This is a genomic window from Acidobacteriota bacterium, assembly GCA_035529075.1.
GTDB lineage: Bacteria > Zixibacteria > MSB-5A5 > GN15 > FEB-12 > DATKXK01.
Map to the genome: position 1 here is coordinate 53,111 of DATKXK010000014.1, position 18,884 is coordinate 71,994.

At 59.7% G+C, this 18,884-nt stretch carries 19 protein-coding genes; 18 read left to right on the forward strand and 1 reads right to left on the reverse strand.

Annotated elements, in window-relative coordinates; all coding sequences use genetic code 11:
• Positions 1–8 precede the first annotated feature (8 nt).
• The 5 genes from VMY05_07815 to VMY05_07835 all read left to right on the forward strand — a co-directional run bounded on the left by VMY05_07815 (position 9) and on the right by VMY05_07835 (position 5,429).
• Positions 9–1,532, forward strand: a complete 1,524-nt coding sequence (locus VMY05_07815) for an ATP-binding cassette domain-containing protein (protein HUV30976.1) — start codon at positions 9–11, stop codon at positions 1,530–1,532.
• A 272-nt stretch (positions 1,533–1,804) separates the two neighbouring features.
• On the forward strand, positions 1,805–2,452 hold the full coding sequence (gene pyrR / locus VMY05_07820) for a bifunctional pyr operon transcriptional regulator/uracil phosphoribosyltransferase PyrR (GenBank protein HUV30977.1): 648 nt from the start codon (positions 1,805–1,807) through the stop codon (positions 2,450–2,452).
• The gene (locus VMY05_07825) at positions 2,449–3,384 is read left to right on the forward strand and encodes an aspartate carbamoyltransferase catalytic subunit (GenBank protein HUV30978.1); all 936 of its coding nucleotides are present in this window, start codon (positions 2,449–2,451) and stop codon (positions 3,382–3,384) included. The genes pyrR and VMY05_07825 overlap by 4 nt, the downstream gene beginning before the upstream one ends.
• A 2-nt stretch (positions 3,385–3,386) precedes the next feature.
• Positions 3,387–4,706, forward strand: a complete 1,320-nt coding sequence (locus VMY05_07830; protein HUV30979.1) for a dihydroorotase — start codon at positions 3,387–3,389, stop codon at positions 4,704–4,706.
• Between the two features lie 60 nt (positions 4,707–4,766).
• Positions 4,767–5,429: a nitrilase-related carbon-nitrogen hydrolase gene (locus tag VMY05_07835; GenBank protein HUV30980.1), complete on the forward strand. Its 663-nt coding sequence runs from the start codon at positions 4,767–4,769 to the stop codon at positions 5,427–5,429.
• A gap of 104 nt (positions 5,430–5,533) precedes the next feature.
• Here the strand turns inward: VMY05_07835 and VMY05_07840 are convergent, their stop codons facing one another.
• Positions 5,534–5,977: a hypothetical protein gene (locus VMY05_07840; protein HUV30981.1), complete on the reverse strand. Its 444-nt coding sequence runs from the start codon at positions 5,975–5,977 to the stop codon at positions 5,534–5,536.
• Positions 5,978–6,609: 632 nt separating this feature from the next.
• Here VMY05_07840 and VMY05_07845 point away from each other — a divergent pair.
• The 13 genes from VMY05_07845 (at position 6,610) to VMY05_07905 (ending at position 18,881) form a co-directional block, all read left to right on the forward strand.
• Positions 6,610–7,443 carry a thiamine pyrophosphate-dependent enzyme gene (locus VMY05_07845; GenBank protein HUV30982.1) on the forward strand — a complete coding sequence of 278 codons (834 nt, stop codon included), beginning with the start codon at positions 6,610–6,612 and terminating at the stop codon, positions 7,441–7,443.
• Positions 7,430–8,026: a hypothetical protein gene (locus VMY05_07850; GenBank protein ID HUV30983.1), complete on the forward strand. Its 597-nt coding sequence runs from the start codon at positions 7,430–7,432 to the stop codon at positions 8,024–8,026. Before VMY05_07845 ends, VMY05_07850 begins: the two co-directional genes overlap by 14 nt.
• 21 nt (positions 8,027–8,047) lie before the next feature.
• Positions 8,048–8,770, forward strand: a complete 723-nt coding sequence (locus tag VMY05_07855; GenBank protein HUV30984.1) for a DapH/DapD/GlmU-related protein — start codon at positions 8,048–8,050, stop codon at positions 8,768–8,770.
• A gap of 30 nt (positions 8,771–8,800) precedes the next feature.
• Positions 8,801–9,769 carry a glycosyltransferase family 2 protein gene (locus VMY05_07860; GenBank protein HUV30985.1) on the forward strand — a complete coding sequence of 323 codons (969 nt, stop codon included), beginning with the start codon at positions 8,801–8,803 and terminating at the stop codon, positions 9,767–9,769.
• Between the two features lie 255 nt (positions 9,770–10,024).
• Complete coding sequence (locus VMY05_07865; GenBank protein HUV30986.1) at positions 10,025–10,885, forward strand: hypothetical protein; 861 nt, start codon at positions 10,025–10,027, stop codon at positions 10,883–10,885.
• Positions 10,860–11,594: a formyltransferase family protein gene (locus tag VMY05_07870; GenBank protein HUV30987.1), complete on the forward strand. Its 735-nt coding sequence runs from the start codon at positions 10,860–10,862 to the stop codon at positions 11,592–11,594. Before VMY05_07865 ends, VMY05_07870 begins: the two co-directional genes overlap by 26 nt.
• 28 nt (positions 11,595–11,622) lie before the next feature.
• Positions 11,623–12,549 carry a lysylphosphatidylglycerol synthase transmembrane domain-containing protein gene (locus tag VMY05_07875; GenBank protein ID HUV30988.1) on the forward strand — a complete coding sequence of 309 codons (927 nt, stop codon included), beginning with the start codon at positions 11,623–11,625 and terminating at the stop codon, positions 12,547–12,549.
• 19 nt (positions 12,550–12,568) lie between these two features.
• The gene (locus tag VMY05_07880; protein ID HUV30989.1) at positions 12,569–15,010 is read left to right on the forward strand and encodes a hypothetical protein; all 2,442 of its coding nucleotides are present in this window, start codon (positions 12,569–12,571) and stop codon (positions 15,008–15,010) included.
• Between the two features lie 5 nt (positions 15,011–15,015).
• Positions 15,016–15,744 carry a polyprenol monophosphomannose synthase gene (locus VMY05_07885; protein ID HUV30990.1) on the forward strand — a complete coding sequence of 243 codons (729 nt, stop codon included), beginning with the start codon at positions 15,016–15,018 and terminating at the stop codon, positions 15,742–15,744.
• Positions 15,745–15,753: 9 nt separating this feature from the next.
• The gene (locus VMY05_07890; protein HUV30991.1) at positions 15,754–16,626 is read left to right on the forward strand and encodes a glycosyltransferase family 2 protein; all 873 of its coding nucleotides are present in this window, start codon (positions 15,754–15,756) and stop codon (positions 16,624–16,626) included.
• Positions 16,627–16,628: 2 nt separating this feature from the next.
• Positions 16,629–17,693 (forward strand): MraY family glycosyltransferase, encoded by a 1,065-nt coding sequence (locus VMY05_07895; protein HUV30992.1) that lies wholly within the window; start codon positions 16,629–16,631, stop codon positions 17,691–17,693.
• 41 nt (positions 17,694–17,734) lie between these two features.
• The gene (locus tag VMY05_07900; protein ID HUV30993.1) at positions 17,735–18,694 is read left to right on the forward strand and encodes an acetyl-CoA carboxylase carboxyltransferase subunit alpha; all 960 of its coding nucleotides are present in this window, start codon (positions 17,735–17,737) and stop codon (positions 18,692–18,694) included.
• A 13-nt stretch (positions 18,695–18,707) separates the two neighbouring features.
• The gene (locus VMY05_07905) at positions 18,708–18,881 is read left to right on the forward strand and encodes a Trm112 family protein (GenBank protein ID HUV30994.1); all 174 of its coding nucleotides are present in this window, start codon (positions 18,708–18,710) and stop codon (positions 18,879–18,881) included.
• The last annotated feature ends 3 nt before the right edge of the window (positions 18,882–18,884 follow it).

Genomic DNA, 18,884 nt, shown 5'->3' on the forward strand with positions numbered 1-18,884 from the left:
TGTTTTATATGATTGAATTCAAGGACGTCTCATATCGTTACGGTCGCGGCGGACCGCCGGTTCTCGAACATGTGAACCTGACCCTGCGCAAGGGGGAGTCAGTCTGTATCATGGGCCCGAACGGGTCCGGCAAGACGACGCTGGCCCACATTCTGGCGGGCCTGGTCAGGGGTTACGGCGGCTCGGCCACGGTCAACGGGTGCCCGGCCGGCGAGCGTGACGGCCGCAGCCGCGTGGGCGTCCTTTTCCAGAATCCCGACAACCAGATGGTCGCCACGCTGGTGGAAAAGGAGATCGCCTTTGCTCTGGAGAATCAGGCCATGCCGTGCCGTGAGATGGAGCGGAAGGTCGCCGAAACCGCCCGTTCCTTTCAGATCGAGCACCTGCTCCGACGGCTGACGACCGAGCTTTCCGGGGGAGAGAAGCAGCGGGTGGCATTGGCGGCGCTGATGGTCTCGAGGCCGCCGGTGCTCGTCCTGGACGAACCGGATTCATTTCTTGACGTTCCCGGCCGCCGGATTCTGGAGAAGGAACTGGTCCGCATAAGGACCTCCCAGCCGGGCCTGATCGAGGTTCGCATCACCCAGTATCCGTCGGTGGCCGCCCGTTATCCCCGCCTGATCGTGCTGGCCGAAGGTGGCGTAGTTGCCGACGGCCGGCCGGGCGAAGTGTTCGCGGATGCCGCCGTAGTTGACCGCGCCCGCCTCTGCCTTACGGACAGCCAGGCGTCGGCGAAGGCCCTGCCGGCTGCCCTTGCGGCGCCCGCGCAGCCTCACGGCCGGACTTTGCGGGCTATTCATCTTGAAGGTGTCGGCTTCGGGTATGCTGCTCAGAAACCACTGCTGCGGGACCTGAACCTGGTTCTTAATCGCGGGGAGGTTCTCGCCGTGATCGGTGCGACGGGTGTCGGCAAAAGCACTCTGGGACTCCTTCTGTGCGGCATATATCAACCGGTGGAAGGCATCGTCAGGATGATAGATCGCGACGGCAAGTCTCTGCCGGGGGCCGGAGTGACCGGGCAGGTGGTCGGGTCGTTCCAGCAACCCGAGCGGCAGTTCTTCCTGTCAAGCTGCCAGGAGGAAATCGCCTTCGGCCCGAAAAACATGGGTCGGCACCTGTCGCCGGAGGAACTTGCCGCTTTGCTTGACCTGGTCGATCTTGATCCCGCGCGATTCGGCACACGGGACCCCTTTACTTTGTCGATGGGGGAAAAACGCCGGCTGGCCTTCGCCGCAGTGCTGTCGATGGCTCCTGCTTTTGCCGTCTTCGATGAGCCGACCTGCGGTCTCGATACTGAAGGTGTCAGCCGCTTTCTCGCGCTGTCCCGGCTGCTTAAGAGCCGCAACGTCGGGTTGGTGGTGATCAGTCACGAAGGGGATCTGATCAAAGCCGTGGCGGACCGGGTGCTGTGGCTGAAAGGGAACGGCGAAGCGGTCGAAACGACGGTGGACGACCTGTTTGCCCGCGACGAATGCCGGGATGTCGTGTCGCCGTTTTCGCGTACGTTTAACCTGCCGGAGAGACCGGGTTAATACCCCGTTTTTTTCGAGCGACCGCTTGACTCTGTGTCCGGATCGTTTTAGTCTAAGGCAGTGCGGTCGGGTCGTGAGGACCCCTGCCGCGCCCAGTTGTCGTTCGCCCGGTGCCGGCCGTAAACGGCCAACGCCTTTTAATGTGATCCCGTGAGGTCACAAAAGGTCGAGAACGATGAATACGTTGATATACCTGAAAAGCCGCTCTTCCGCACATCTGCAACCTGGACCTGACTGCCAGCCGTTTTCCAATTCTAACGGGAGGATCAACCTTGCCGCATAAACCTGAGATAATTCTCGACGAGAAGAAAATCAGCCGTGCCCTGACCAGGATTGCCCACGAGATTCTCGAGCACAACGCCGGAGCTGAAACTCTGGCCATAATAGGGATCTGGACTCGCGGAGCACACCTGGCGCGGCGAATCGCCGACTTGATCGAGCAGCTCGAGGGCATTCGTGTGCCGGTCGGCTTCATGGATATCTCGCTGTATCGTGACGACGTGCACTCCCAGCTGGACCAGCCGGTTATCCAGCGCACCGAGATCCTGTTTTCGGTGGTCGATCGGAATTTAATCCTGGTCGATGACGTTCTCTTCAGCGGCCGGACCGTTCGTGCCGCCCTGGATCAGATCATCGATTTCGGGCGCCCCCGGTCGATTCAACTGGCGGTGCTTATCGACCGCGGCCATCGCGAACTGCCGATCAAGGCTGACTACGTGGGCGCAAACATCCCGACCAATCGCGCCGACCAGGTGGTGCTCGAGGTGCTTGAAAAGGAGGGAGCCGACCGCGTGTACGTTCTCCACGGTAGGTCATCGGCGACCGGAAAACGCAAGCGCCCGAAGGCGAAGGCGGGGGAGACCGGCGCCGGGGGTACGGGCGGGCGCCGTCCCGCCTCCAAGAAAGGAGCGAAAAAGTGAGCCGGCTTTCTTCGCGACATCTGCTGGGACTGGAAGGCGTTCCGCGCACGGACATCGAGAAAATCCTCAGGACCACCGACACCTTCCGTGAAGTGCTTGATCGGACGATCAAGAAACTGCCCACCCTGCGCGGCATTACGGTTCTCAACCTCTTCTACGAGCCGTCCACGCGCACGCGCATCTCGTTCGAGCTGGCCGAGAAGCGCCTTTCGGCGGACACGGTCAATTTCACCAAGTCCACGTCCTCCGTCGCCAAGGGAGAATCGCTGCGCGACACGGTGCAGAACATTGAGGCCATGAAGATCGACATGGTCGTGGTGCGTCACAATTCGCCCGGGGTGCCGTACTATCTTACTCAGTGCATGGCCGCCAACATCATCAACGCCGGGGACGGTTCCCACGAGCACCCCACGCAGGCGCTGCTGGACATGTATACGATCTACAAGAAGTACGGCGGGCTGGACGGCCTGCGGGTGGTCCTGGTCGGTGACGTCAAACACTCGCGGGTGATTCGCTCCAACATCTGGGGGCTCAGGACGATGGGCGCCTCGGTTGCCCTGTGCGGGCCGGCCACGCTTTTTCCTTCCGAGGTCGAGAAATTCGGCTGCGACGCCTACACCGACATCGAAGAGGCCCTTGACGGCGCCGACGTGGTCAACATCATGCGCATCCAGCTTGAGCGGCAGCAGGCGGGGCTGCTCCCGTCGCAGCGCGAGTACACGAACCTGTTCGGCATAACCAGGGAACGTCTGAGAGGCCTTAACAAGGACTATACCATCATGCATCCCGGGCCGATGAATCGCGGCGTGGAGATCACGAGCGAAGTGGCCGACAGCGATCGGTCCGTCATTCTCGAACAGGTGACCAACGGCCAGGCGGTGCGAATGGCCGTGCTGTACCTGCTGTCGGGGCGTAAGGAAGGAGAGGAGTGAACATGACCTCCAGGAAGTATGACATGGTGATTGCGGGCGGGCAGGTGATCGATCCCAAACTCGGTTTCGGCCGGGACGCCTCCGTGTTCATCAAGGACGGCAGGATCGCGCGCGTCGAGAAGGAATCCGCCGCCCTCCACAAAATGCTCCGATCTTTCGACCACGACCAGATTATCGACGCCGCCGGCAGGCTGGTCGTGCCGGGTCTGATCGACGTTCACGTGCACCTCCGTGAGCCCGGCCGGGAAGATGCCGAGACCATAGAGACCGGCTGCCGGGCGGCGGCCGCCGGCGGCTTCACGGCCGTCTGTTGCATGCCCAACACCAACCCGAGTATCGACAACCAGGAAGCCGTCAAGTTCGTTCAGGATCGTGCCAAGACGGCCGACGCCCGCGTTTACGTTTTTGGAGCCATTACAAAGAACCTTGAAGGCAAGGAACTCTCCGAGATCGGCGACCTCGTCAAGGTAGGGGCGGTAGCGGTCACTGATGACGGCAACTATGTCCAGAATCCGGAGATCATGCGCCGAGCCCTCGAGTACTGCAAGATGTTCGATATCCCGGTGGCCCAGCACGCCGAGGATCAGTACCTGTGCGCGGACGGAGTGATGAACGAGTCGTTCCAGTCCAGCCGCCTGGGCATGACCGGTCGACCGGCCGCGGCCGAAGAGATCGCGGTGCTGCGCGATATCGCCCTGTGCCGTATGACCGGTGCACGCCTGCACATCCATCACCTCTCGGTAAGACGGGCGGTCGAGGCCGTTCGCCAGGCCAAAGCCGAGGGCCTTCCGATCACCAGCGAGGCCTGCCCGCACCACTTTGTGTTAACGGATGACGAGATCGGGAAGAAGTTCGACACCAACCTTCGCGTCAATCCGCCCATCCGCAGCGCCGAGGACCGTGACGCCGTGATAAAGGGGCTCGTGGACGGAACGATTGACTGCATTGCCTCCGACCACGCCCCCCACCCGGACGAGGACAAGGACTGTGAATTCGACCGGGCGCCTTCCGGCATGATCGGCCTTGAAACGACGCTCGGGCTGGTCAAGACTCACATTATCGACAAAGGCTACCTGAACTGGGGTGACGCCATCCGCAAGATGACCGTGAATCCGGCTCGCATTTTCAGGCTGCAGGGCGGAGACTTCAGCGAGGGTGGCGTAGCCGACATCACCATCATCGATCCGGACAAGAAATGGATCGTCCGGGCCGACCGCTTCCGGTCCCGGTCGCGCAATTCCCCGTTTGTCGGACGGCGGCTTTCGGGACAGGTGGTCAAGACGATTCTGGGCGGCCGGGTGGTCTTTGACGAGGAGGCTTAGCGCCGGCCCTTTTCGGCGGCAGAGGGAAAGCTGCCGGGCGGTCCGCAGAACTTTACCGTCATGAGAACACGCGTTGTCCAGAAGGACGTCACCAACCGTGACCTGACCGCGTATCTCCGGTCCGCCCGGGAGGACGGCATCGAGCTGATCTGCTTTGGTGAGTTGGCCGTCAGCGGGTGCCTGTATTCCCGCCGGGCGGTGAAGCCGATTGAAAGCTGGCTCGAGTTGTTTGCACCCTACGGGCTGCGCGTAATGTGCGGCCTGCCCGTGCGGGATGAAGAGGCACGCCTGCAAAACGTGTACCTGTACTGTTACGAGGGCAGGTACCTTACGTACTCCAAGGTACACCTGTTTCCAGCCATGAACGAGGACAAGGTGTACACGGCGGGAACGTCACCCGGAATCTGGCAGACGGATTTCGGGCGGGTCGGCGTGGCCATCTGTTACGATATCCGCTTTGAGGGACTATTCACTGAGTTGAGGCGCCGGAAGGTCGAAACGCTCTTTGTCCCGGCGGCTTTTCCGCGCGTGCGAATAGGCGATTGGTCGCGGCTGCTTATCGAACGGGCGAGACAATGCCGGTGCCCGGTGGTGGGCATAAACGCGATCGGCAACGACGGCGTGAACGAATTCGGCGGCAGGTCCGCCGTGCTGGCCTCTGACGGCTCGGTGATCGCGGAGGCGGACGAGACCTCCGAGACAATACTCGACGTTGACTTGTAGAGACCGTTCCCGCCGCCCGGATGAAAAAAAACTGCCGGACCTGTGGTCCGGCAGCTGTGTGCTTAAAACAACCGCGATGCCGCGGTTCTTTAGCGAAGGTCGCGTTATTCTAACTTGGCCATGCAGGCATCCATGCCCTTGCAGTGATCGCACCAGGACATCTTCTTGCCACCCTGGGGCGCGTAAGCCTCGACGTCTATGACGTTGGCGCTGGCGTGGTGGATGCCGTGAATTTCCATCTTCTTATTGTGGTACTTGTCGGCCTGAAGCAGGTCGGCGGAGTACTTGTTCTCCAGAAGGTTGATATAGCGGCCGTCCTCGGTCTTCAGCACGTGCGTGTGGCCGTACTCGCTGCATTCGGCGCGTGCGTTCTCGGCCTTCTTGAGATCACAGCCCATGCATACGAGGGTGCCGTTCAGGGTCACGCGTTTCTGGTCGGCCTTTTCGGTCGTGCCTTCCGGGTTGGATTTGCCGTGGTCGTCGGCCGTGGCGGCGACGGCAAGCATCGAGACGATGACAACAAGAAGCCAACTGGTCTTGCGAATCATGCTTCCTCCTCAAACCACGTTTGGGTTTTCCGTTTTCGCGGGTGCGATATCATATACAACATCGACTAACTCAGTCTTTGTTCCTGCGTTCGCAGCAGGTCGGCCGAAACCCCGCTGCTATTTCGGCGGCGAGGACCCGTTGTTTCACGTATCTGACTATCTTGCACGCACATAGGCCGGGAGCCGCGACCTCGCGGCCGGCCGACAGCCTGCCCGGCCGGAGCGGGACCGGCGTGGCGCCAAGGCCCCGGTCGCGGCGGGGTCCGGGCGTCGGGTCGGAGAGGGAAGAGGCGCCGCGGCTGATGGCGAGATGGGCGCCGGTTGCCGACATGTAGCTTGTAAGTCGCTGATTGACGGAAAAAAGCGGTTGAATATGGCCGGCGATCTTCGTTCCTTGCAATGGACACGCGTCGTCAGGCTGCCGGGAGGCTGGTAGAATCGCTCCCGGCTTGAAATATGAAGGCTCTCACCTGTATAATCAGGGAGAATCCGCCGGCTGGTTTGTGGACAGTCAAAACCTGACGGAGCTTTTGGGAACGGCCGCCGCCGATGTATGTTGGTATACTGTATCGAAGAAACGGCGCCGCCTGTACATCGGTAGCGGCCCTTTACGGTTTTTTCCTGGAGTAGGCATGACTTTGCAAGAGAAGATCTTTCTCAATCGATATGCTGAAGAGGGTTTTCTTCGGGCCTTTCAGGCTGGTAAATTGACGGGCACGGTTCATCTCTCTATCGGCCAGGAATGTGTCGACGTCGGCGTGGTGGAAGCTTTTCGCGACCTGAACAAGCTCGACTGGGTTCTCGGCAACCATAGAAGCCACGGCCAGTTCCTGGCGGTAACGAATAACCTCAGCTCTCTCATAACGCAGGTGTTCGACGGCTGCACGCAGCACCTGTATGATCCCGGCGCCTTCATGAGCAACGGCATCCAGGGATCCATGACTCCCGTCGCCATCGGCGCCGCCACGGCGCTGAAAAAGGAGAAGTCCGACCGGCGCATTTTGTGTTTCATCGGTGATGGTACGCTGGGCGAAGGCATCTTCTATGAATCCCTCAATTACGCCGCCGAGGAGTCGCTGCCGGTAACCTTCGTTATAATTGACAACAAGTATTCCATGTCAAGAACCTCCCACAGTTCACGTTATGCCAATCGCGTCGGCAGCGGGCTGAGTGCCGCTTTTGACGTACAGAAAACGGTCTTTGACGAATCCGCAACGGTTGAACAGGTTTTTGACGCCACCAGGGATCATCTGAAACGGCTTGACGAACTCAGGCCGAGTCTGATCATTGCTGATACCAATCGCCTGTGCGGCCACAGCTGCAACGACACCGAACGCTACAGGCCGTCCGAGGAGAGAACGGCTGAATGGAGGAAGGAAGCGGATGTACTGCATTCCTCCTATGATCCCGACGAATTTCACCACGTCAAGGAGATGGTCGAAGAGGCGTTTCATGGTTACCTATAGGCGGAGAATTCACGAAGTCCTGAGATACCTGTTGGAGACGTACCCCAATGCCGTTCTGGTGGGGCAGTCGATCCGCGATCCTTACGGGGGCGCCTGTAAGGTAACGAGGGGCCTGACAAAACAATTCGGCGACCGCATTCTTGATACGCCCATATCCGAGGCTATGATGGTGGGCGTAGCCAACGGGCTTGCCCTCAAGGGGTACATTCCCATCGTTGAAATCATGTTCTCGGATTTCATGACGCTGACGGTCGACCAGATTGTGAACGTCGCCGGCAAAATGTGGGAGCACCACAAGAAGGATCATAGGATCATAATCAGGACCATGCAGTGTGACGACCGCATGTACGGCCCCACGCATTGCCAGGACATGTCGTGGCTGCTGAAGGCCATTCCCCACGCGTGCCTTCACGACCTGGATCTGAAGACCAACGTCAAGCAGGTGTACGAGGCCATAATTAACGGGGGCGCGGCAACGGCGTCGTCGGGGAATGACGAGTCGGACTGGTCGGAGCCGGTGCACATTATCAGGGAATACAAGAATCTGTACGATATACAGTGTGAAAGCGATATAACGCAGTAGCAGCGTTTGCAGGTTGGGATAATGGTAAAAAGCGGCTCCGGTAAAGGCAGCAAGACTCTGTGCCTGATCGGCGGCGGGAAGGGCGCCCGTTACATTATCAACAGGATCGCCGAGATTCAGAACAGCATTGGCAACGTCCCCATTTACAGGGATATCGTCTTTGTCGATGATAACGTAAGCAAGCCCATCGACCTCGGTGAACTCAATATACAACTGTCGCCCGGCACCATCGAGAGCCTGGGCAAGTTCAGCGACGTTGACAAGCTTGATCCCGAGAAGTATGATCTCTTTATCACCTTCAGCAAAGACATGAAACTCAGGAGCGACCTGTTCGACCGGTTCCGGGACCGTTTTGACTTTGCCTGCCTGTACAGGGATAATCCGCCGTTAATCACCATGGGAGTCGGCAACTTCGTGTTTGACCATAGTCTTATTGAGCCGTTCGCCAGTATCGGTGACAACAACGTGATCTCTTCGGCCACCGTGATCAACCACCATAACGTTATCGGGGACAGCAACCTTTTCGGCCCCGGGTGTTTCCTGTCCGGCTCGGTCCGGGTCGGAAACCGGTGCCGGATCGGCGGCGGTGTCGTCCTTGAACCGGGAGTAAAGATCGGCGATGACTGTGATATCGCATCGGGAACGGTAATAACGACCGACTTGCCGGCGAAGACACGCGTCCTGGCATATCGGGACATGAAGCAAAAAGGCGTATACCAGGGAAACAGGATTATCAGAAACTGATCCTGGTGCCCTCGACAGGGACTAACAGACGTGCAAGCGGAGCCCAAATACGATTTCTTCGTCTCGACTGTCGTTCCCGCGCTGAACGAGGAAGGCAACATCGACGAGTTGTGCCGGCTGTACGGCGAGATGCTCGGCACGGCCCCGTTCAATGGGGAACTGGTCCTTGTCGACGACGGTTCCACCGACGGCACCCTCGAGAAAGTCATGGAGAATGCGCGCAAGTACGACTTCGTCCGGTTCGCCTCGCACCAGCGCAACCGCGGCCTGACCGAGGCACTCCAGACCGGGTTTGCGGCCGCCCGGGGCGACGTGTTCATATTTTACCCCGCTGATTTGCAGTACCTTCCGGAGGACATCCCCGCCCTGGTGGAGCCGATCGCCCGTGGCGCTGACATCTGCACCGGCTGGAAGCAGGGCAAATACAAGAAGCGTTTCGTCTCCCGCGTGTACAACTGGTTTTCGCGCAGGATCTTCAACCTGGCCGTCCATGACCTTAACTCCGTCAAGGCGTTCAGACGTGAAGTGGTCGAGAGCATTTTCCTGCGCCGCGACTGGCACCGCTACCTTGTCGTACTGGCCGCCAACGAGGGCTTTCGGATCGAAGAGAGAAAGGTGCCGGTGTACGAGAGGAAATGGGGCAAGACGAAGTTTTCCGTCTGGCGGATACCGGTAGGCGTGCTCGACATGCTGGCGGTCAAGTTCCAGATCACGTTTCTGGCCAAGCCGTTGCTGTATTTCGGTGCGGCCGGCGCGCTCATGTTTCTCCTCGGTGTGCTGGTGGGCCTTTTTGCCCTCTACCTGAGATACATCGCGGGGCATGGCGAGCGCAACCTGCTGACCCTCACGGTGCTGTTGATCGGTGTGGGCATGGGCCTGTTCATGATGGGCTTTATGGCCGAGGGGCTTACGGCCCTCAGGGAAGAAATCGCTGACCTTCGAAAAAAGACCGGCGCTGCGCACCAGGAACGCAAGCACCGGAACGAGGATACGACGTAGGCGCCGCGCATCCGCAGTGGCCTTTGCGTCCGTCGCGACCGCCCGCCGGCGGTTTTTTTTTGACTCGAAGGGCCGGCTGAGCAGTGTCTAGAGACGTTACCGCGACGACGGCCCGCTGTACAGTGACCGGTCCTCGAGGCGCGAGCCACCTTTTTCGTTGCCAGCGGTATAAGAAAAAAAGTACATTCCTGCGGCATTGTGCAGTCTGCCGTGCAACGGCATGAGAGTGCAGTCTGTATCCGAACTGATGATACGATGAGAGAGCTGTACGTAGCGATAGGTGTGGACTGCGATCCGGACCGGGACAGCTACCCGCGGGAGCTGACCTGGCGGGGCATCGAGGCCATCCCGCGCCTGTTTGACCTGAAGGACGTCAAGTGGACGTTCAACATCCGGGCCGATTCCCAGGTTCGTGATTTCCACGGCAGCGCCGCCTACTGTTACGAGCGATACCGTAAGACGTGGGACGAAGCCGCCGGCCGCGGCTGTGCCCTGGCCTGGCACCTGCACTATTTCGACCGCGACGGGCGCCAGGACGTTTCCGAGGAGAATATCCTGGCGAACATCCGCCTCGGTTCGGAGGCGCTGGGGCGACCGGACCTGGTGCACATGGGCTGGACGTTTCAAAATGATTTCTCCATCCGTCACCTGTACGAGGCCGGGGTGCGGGTTGACTACTCGCCGCTGCCCCGTTACCGCTTTGCGGGCCGGAAGGGAACGGACGCCTCGGACTGGTCGCGTTTCGCCTACCGTCCCAGCCTCTGGCACGGTGTCCGGATGATTCCGACGTACACGCTCAGGAACAGGCTGCTGTCGATTCGCTTTCGCACCGAGCGCGTGATGCTGACAACGACCACGGCGCCGTTTTTGTACCGCCTGCTGCTGAGGGATTTCTTCAGAACCGGGTCTGATTTCTTTGTCACCTATTTTCACATTGACGAGATCGTCTCCGCCCTGGGTGACTGGCGGCGGTACCTGTACAGTTACGAGAATTTGAAGTTGAATATTCGGACGTTGGTGCGTCTGGCCGGACAGCACGATTTCACCGTCCGGTTTGTCAATATCCGCGAGCTGGCCGGGGTTCTTTTCGATGAACGTGATTCTGGTAACGCATGATTCCATCTACGGGCGCTGTCTGGCCGCCCGGTTGTTCGACACCGGTTGCCTCGACCGTGTCATCATCGAAACCGGCCGACCGTCCCGGAAATTCTACTGGCGCAAACTGAAAAGCGCCGGACCCGTGAATTTCCTCTTTGGGTATCTGCTCAATCGCTGGTTTGAACGGCAGGGGCGAAAGAGCCTGCCCGACCTCCCCATGCCGCGCCATGAGAAGGTCGAAAACATCAACACCTGTTTGTTCGCTGACGACGATCTCGTGGTCGGGTTCGGAACCTCCTATATCACTGCGCGGACGCTCAAGCGGATCAAGAACGGTTTTCTGAACCTGCACACCGGTATCCTTCCGGATTACCGTGGTGTCAAGTCGGAGTTCTGGACGCTCTTCTGCCGGGATTACGACAGAGCCGGCTGGACGCTGCACTTCATGACGCCGAAACTCGACGCGGGTGACATTGTGCTCCAGCATTTCACGCCGGTTCACGACGAAAATCCCGCCCAGTTAAGGGCAAAAATGCTGACCGAGGGGATCGGGGCGCTGGCCGCGTTCATCCAGGCCGTCCGCCGCGACGGCATCGAGTCGATATCCCGGCGGCCGCAGGGGGAAGGCCGGTATTTCACCACTCCCACGTGGCGCGAGTGGCGCGATTACCGCCAGGGGAAAACGCCGCAGCGCCATGACCGGCCTCAACCCGGCGCGGAGGCTTAGCTTCTCGGACCCGGAGAACGCACGGCTTATGGCGATGAAAAAACACCTGGTGAGATTGCTCAAGCTGGCTCTTACGGTCGTCATCCTGTATTTCCTGTACAGGCAGGTGGCCGGCCACTGGACGGACATAAAGGACTATGAATGGCAGGTGGACGTGCCCATGCTCTGCCTGTCGATCCTGGGCGGTCTTGTGGCGCTGTTAATACTGTCCGGCAGCTGGAAGCTCATTATCGGCGGTTTCGGTCATCGCGTCACGCCGATGATGGCTTTTCGCATCGCGTACCTTTCGAACCTTGGCCGGTATATTCCGGGCAAGGTCTGGCAGGTGTTCGGGATGCTTTACCTGGCCCGCCGGCAGGGGATACCGCCCGAGACCACGACGGCTTCAGCGGTGATGATCCAGGTGTTCTGCGTGCCCGCCTCACTGCTGGTTTTTGTCCTGGCCGCGCTGATTGAGCCTCAGGTGGCGGGCGCACCGGCCGCTGTCGTAGGCAGCGCCTCGGTTTATGTGATCGCCGTACTCATTCTGGCCGGGTGTGCCGCCATCATCCTGTGGCTGCAGCCGATTCTCAATCTGGGCAACAGGCTTCTGCGGCGTGCCGGCCGTCCTCCGGTCGTCTTCACGGGGGATAAAAAAGTTGCTCCCGTTATCTTTCTCGGCTATTTTATCGCCTGGATTGTCTACGGTGCGGCTTTCTGGCTCTTCATCCGAGCCGTAATGGGTGCGTCCAGCCCTGGGTTTATTGTATGTCTTGGCCTCTACAACGTTTCGTACCAGGTCGGATACCTGATGCTCTTTGCTCCCGGTGGTCTGGGTCCGAGGGAGCTGGTTATGGGCGCGTTTCTGATGCCGTTCATCGGGCCTCTGGGCGCCGCCGTAGCCATAATGGCCCGCATCTGGACGATCGTTATTGAGACCCTGGCTACCGCCATAGCGCTGGCCGTCAGGAAGTAACCGCAGGCAGGAGACAGGCTTGGCTCAGAAACGAAAAGCGACAACCGCCGCCGCGCAGGGGACGTCAAAAACTCTCCGCCTGGAGTCTTCGCCCTTTTTTCCGCTGGTCGTGTTCGCCGTTCTCTTTCTGGCCGTAATCTGGCTGTTTAGCGATTTTGTCTTTTCAGAACAGATGCTCTACGGCTCCGACACGCTCCAGGCCGGGTATTTCTTCCGCTCCTTCTACGTCGACTACGTTCGGGAATACGGTGCCGTCCCTCAGTGGAACCCATACATATTCGGGGGTATGCCGTTCGTCGAGGCCTTCCACGGCGACATCTTCTACCCGCTTTCGGTGCTGAAGTTTTTCGGACCGCTTCGCCGCATGCTCGGCTGGAACCTGCTACTGCACGTGTTCCTGGCGGGCCTCTTCATGTACCTGGCGGCGCGCCAGTTCAAGCTGTCACGAATCGCCGCCCTCTTCTCGGCGGTCTGTTACATGTTCGCGGGGTATCTCGTCTCGCTGGTGGCGCCCGGACATGACGGCAAGATATTCGTGGCTACTCTGTTTCCCCTCGTCATGCTCTTTCTCGACCGCGGTTTCGAACGCAAATCCTTTCTCAACTTTTCGCTTCTCGGGCTGGTGATCGGCGTCATCATTCTGTCGCCGCACCCGCAGATGTCCTATTTCACGCTCTGGGCGGTGGCCCTGTATGCGGTATTCAAACTGGTCGTACTGTTCAGACGGAAGCGATCCCTCGGGCCGCTCGTCAGGCCGGGGCTTCTGACGGTGTATGCCGTTGTTGTCGGGCTGTTGCTTTCCGCCATCCAGTTCTATCCCGGTTACTTTTACACGAGCGAGTTCTCCCCACGGGCGGAGACGAAGAAAGGGTGGCAGTGGGCGACGTCATGGTCGATGCACGAGGAGGAAGCGTTTTCGCTGGTCATCCCGGAGTTTAGCGGTGCGTCTTCCCGCAAGGCCCGGACCGTCTACTGGGGCAAGAACGCGTTCAAGGACAACTCGGAGACGGTCGGGCTGGTGCCGCTCTTTCTGGCTTTGCTCGGCGCCTGCTTCTGCCGCCGGAGGGAGGCGTACTTCTTCAGCGGGCTGGCCCTCTTTGCCCTTTTCTACGCCCTGGGAGGGACCACGCCGTTATTCCGGCTGTTCTACGCCCTGATTCCCAAGGTCTCGTCGCTGCGGGCGCCGTCGATGATAATGTTCTTGTTCTCGTTTTCAGTTGCTCTCCTGGCCGGCATGGGCATCCAGTTCGTGCGGGATGCCGCCCCCTCGTCCAAGGGGAAAACCGGTCGACGTTTCGACTACCTTCTGTTCGCGGTGCCGGGTGTAATGCTCGTGCTGGCGTTCCTGTTCACGGTGGCGGGCCGCGGGATGATCCAGGCCTGGTGTTCGCTTTTTTACAGCGAGGCGGCGACGACGATGGTGCGTACAGGAACGAGCCGGTTTGACCTGGCTCTGATGAATCTGCCGGCCATTCAGAGTGGGGCCTGGCTCGGATTTCTCTTTGCGGCCCTGGTGGCCGTGGGCGTATGGACCTACCGTACCGGCCGCACGGGAACGTGGGTACTGCTCGCCCTGGTGGCCATCCCGGTCATAGCCGGTATTCGCTTCGATTCGCGTTTTGTGAGTGTTATCGAGGAGAGCACGTACGCGCGGTACTTTGCGCCCAACGCCATGACCGATTATTTTGCCCGCAAACCCGGCAGCTATCGCGTGCTCAACCTCCTGAATTTCGAAGGAAACGACCTCCCCTATCATCACATCGAGGTTCCGGTGGGCTACCACGGCAACCAGTTGCGATGGTATGACAACTTGCTCGGTGATCTGAGCAAGTCAAGCCTTAACAAGCCGCGGTATCTCAACCTCGTGGGCACGCGCTATCTGGTCATGCCGGCGGATCGGCAGCTTCCGTCTGATTTCTTAGGCGACGCGCCGCTGGCCCTCGAGGCAGACCTTGGTCCCGTGCGCGTTTTCCGCAACGATAATGCCCTGCCGCGGGCATACCTCGTCGACAGGTTCCAGGTTTTCAATGATCGGCAGCAGATCTACCCGAACGTCCTGGATGGCCCCGAGGACCTCAGACGCGTAGTCTACCTGGAGGAGATGCCCGATCTGCAGGTAGCTTCCGACGTGCCCGGCCCCGATTCGGCCTGGGTGATCGATCATGCCGTCGATTCCGTCGTCGTGGGCCTTCAGTGCACGGCCAACCGGATTCTCGTATTGACCGACACGTATTACGACGCGTGGAAGGTGTTTGTCGACGGTGCACCGGCCCGGCTCCTGCGTGCCTATGGCGCTCTCCGGGCGGTGGCGGTGCCCGCCGGTGCCCGCCAGGTGCTCTTCAAGTTCGACTCCTCACGTTACCGGACGGGACGGCTGGTCACCTGGTTGACTTGTCTGTATCTACTCGTTATTATTGGTTTTCACGCCTGGCGGTCCAGGCCAAAAGGAACAGGCGAATAGTCACCATGGCACACACCCAGCGAGCCCTCATCATATTTCCGACCTACAACGAACGGGAAAACATCGAGAAGATTGTACATGCCGTGCTTCCGCTCGACGCGCGGATCCACGTGCTGATCGTGGACGACGACTCGCCGGACGGTACGGGCAAAATCGCCGACCAGCTGGCCGCCGAAGAGCACAAGGTGAGCGTCCTGCATCGGGAAAGGAAGCAGGGTCTGGGTCGGGCGTATATCGCCGGCTTCAAGTGGGCCATCGAGCGCGAGTTCGATTTCATCTTTGAGATGGACGCTGATTTTTCTCACGGTCCGGAATACATCACGCATTTCCTGCGTGAGATTCAGAATCATGACCTCGTGATCGGTTCGCGCTACATTTCCGGTGTCAACGTTATCAACTGGCCGATGACCCGCCTGTTGCTTTCATATTACGCCAACGTGTACACGCGCATACTAACGGGCATGCCCATACGGGACGCCACCGGCGGCTTCAAGTGCTTTCGCCGGGAGGTGCTTCAGGCGGTCGACCTGGACAGCGTGCATTCTTCCGGGTACTCGTTCCAGATCGAGGTCAATATGCGCGTCTGGAAGAAGGGGTTCCGTATCAAGGAGATACCGATCATCTTCATTGATCGGGTGGCGGGGACCTCCAAAATGTCCAAGAAAATCATGCGCGAGGCCATGTGGATGGTCTGGTGGCTGCGCCTCAAGGCGATATTCGGCAAGCTGAATTGATCTGTAGCAGTGTCGGCAGTTGAGAACAGAATCTCCGCTATCATCGTTACCCACAACTCGATGCCGTTGCTGGAAGACTGCCTGGAAGGTCTGAAGGCGGCCTTGCATCATCTGGAACACGAAGTAATCGTTGTTGACAACAACTCCTCCGACCACTCCGCCACCGTGGCGGCCAGGCATTTCCCCGGTGGACGTGTCCTGACAAACCGTGACAACCGGGGGTTCGCCGCCGCCTGCAACCAGGGGGCCGGGATCGCCGGCGGAGAGTTCCTGCTTTTCCTCAATCCCGACGTCAGGGTTGATCTTGACGGAGTCAGGAATATTCTGGCCGTCTTTGCTCGGAAAGACCGGATCGGTCTGGCCGGGGCGCGTCTCCGTCACCCCAGCGGGACCTTCCAGGCAACCTGCCGCAGGTTTCCCACCGTCGAAAACCTGCTGTTCTCCCGGGGGTCGTTCTTTGCGCGCCTGCCCCGGACAGCCCGCAAACGGGATACGCACCGTTATACGATGCCTGACTTTCACAAGACCACGATCGTCGATGCCGTGGCCGGGACGATGGCCATGATTCGCAGGGACCTCTTCTGGCACGTCGGCGGTTTCGACGAGCGTTTCTTCATGTACATGGAGGATACCGACCTCTCGTTGCGTCTCGTGAACGACGGCTACGTCAATGTGTTTGTTCCCGCCTCCGGGGGGGTCCATCACTGGCGGAAGGGCAGCAACGCCGGTCGCCTCCGCCGTCGCTGGCATCACCACCGATCGGTCTGGAAGTACTTTCGTAAACACGAGCCGGGCACCTACGCCAGTCTCGTCCTTCCGGTTCTTCTGGCCGCCAATTTCCTGCTGACGTCGCTGTTGCCGGAACCAAGACGGGGAGCATGACCGTGTGGTGGCAAATCGGTCTTCCGGTCTTCGGCATCGGTCTCGTAGCGGGGGCGGTACTGGTTCCGGTGGCGATGCGAATTGCCGTCGCGTACGACCTGATGGACCGTCCGGGGCATCACAAGCGGCACAAGAAGCCGGTGCCGATTCTGGGCGGCGCGGCCATGTTCGTGTCTTTCTGGCTCGCGATCGGGATAGCGGCCCTCCTGTTTCCCGACGTTCTCGGGGAACAGTTACCGGTCCTGCCGTACGTGCTGGCCGGTGCCCTGATTATCTTTCTTGTCGGTCTCTCGGATGACCTGTCGCCGCTGTCGCCGTGGATCAAGCTGGCGGCCCAGGTGGCCGCGGGCCTGATGCTGTACATGGGCGGCATGAAAATCGATCCGCTGACGATTCCTTTCGTCGGCTCAGTGGGCATTGGCCCGTTGTCCATACTGGTCACCGTCCTGTGGGTGGTCGGCCTGAGTAATGCCATCAACCTGATCGACGGTCTGGACGGTCTGGCGGCCGGAGTCTCGCTGATCGGTGCGGGAACGCTTGTTGCAGTCGGTACTATTTATGGTGTCCAGCCGGTGGTTATCTTCGCCTGCACCCTGATCGGATTCCTGGCCGTGTTCCTGTGGTACAATCGATACCCGGCTCGCATTTTCCTGGGCGACTCCGGTTCGCTGCAGCTCGGTTACTACTTTGCCGTCATTTCATTGCTGGTGCCCATCCGGACCCTGACGGCGGCCGCTTTGTACCTGCCGCTGTTGACCCTGGGTGTGCCGATCCTCGAGACGGTCGTGTCCCTGTCACGCCGCCTGGTAGCCGGTAGAAGCCTCATGAAGGCCGACCGCCGTCACCTTTTTCACTATCTGTCGCTGGCCGGCCTGTCACCGCGCACCGTAGTCATTCTGTTCTACGGCCTGTCGCTGGCCTTCGGCGTGTTTACCGTGGCCATGATCTATCTCAATCGCCGCTGGGTGTTCGGATTTCTGGTCCTTTTTATGGTTGTAATTTCCGTTGCGTTCTATATCTTTATGACCACTCTGAGCCGTTCGCGGAAGCGGCCGTCAGGCCCTTAGCGCAGACGGGAGCAGCAACCGCCAGGGGAGTTATATGTACGATGAGTGAGGGACCGTATCTGGATTTCGAGCGACCCATAATCGAACTGGAGAAGAAGATCTCCGACATGCGCGATTTCTCGGTGGGTGAAAGCATCCAGCTTGACGGCGAGATCACCTCACTTGAAAAGAAACTGCACCGTCTCCGCGAGGAGATATACAGCAACCTGACGCGCTGGCAGCGGGTGCAGCTTTCCCGCCATCCGAGACGCCCCTACACGCTCGACTACATCGAGATGATGACCACCGAGTTTGTCGAGTTGCACGGGGATAGGTGTTTCGCCGACGACAAAGCCGTGGTGGGCGGTTTCGCCCGGCTGCATGGTGACCCGGTCATGATAGTCGGGCAGCAGAAGGGACGCGACACCAAACAGAAGCTGTTTCGCAACTTCGGTATGGCTCACCCCGAGGGGTATCGCAAGGCGCGCCGACTGTTCTACCTGGCCGAGAAGTTCGGTGTTCCGATTCTCGTGCTGATTGACACGCCCGGCGCTTATCCCGGGATCGGGGCCGAGGAGCGCGGGCAGGCCGAGGCTATCGCCAAGAACATCCAGGTGATGTTTGCCATCAAGGTGCCGATTGTCATTGCGATCGTCGGCGAAGGTGCTTCCGGCGGCGCCCTCGGCATCGGCGTCGGTGATCGCGTGTTCATGATGGAGCACGCCTGGTATTCCGTCATCTCGCCGGAAGGCTGCGCGGCCATCCTGTGGCGGGATGCGGCCAAGGCGCCGGAGGCCGCCGAGGCGCTGAAGCTGACATCGGAGGATCTGATGGAGCTTCGGGTGGTCGATAAGATAATTCCTGAGCCGCCCAGCGGAGCCCACAACGATCCCAAAGAGGCGGCCGCTCTACTGAAGGCTGAGATCGTGGCGGTCTTTGAAGAACTCAAGGGGAAACCGGTTGATGTGCTGCTGGCCGAGAGGTTGGCCAAGTACCGCCGGATGGGCCGGTTCAAGGAATAGAGGACGTGCCGGTATGGTGCTGTCGAGAAAGCTGTTGGACAAGCTTGCCTGCCCGAAGTGTCACGGGCCGCTGGAGTATGACCGGGCCAACGATTCCCTGACCTGTACGGCGTGCAAGCTCAGGTACAGGGTAACCGATGATATCCCCGTTCTGTTGCTTCAAGAGGCCGAGAAAATCAATGAGTGAAGG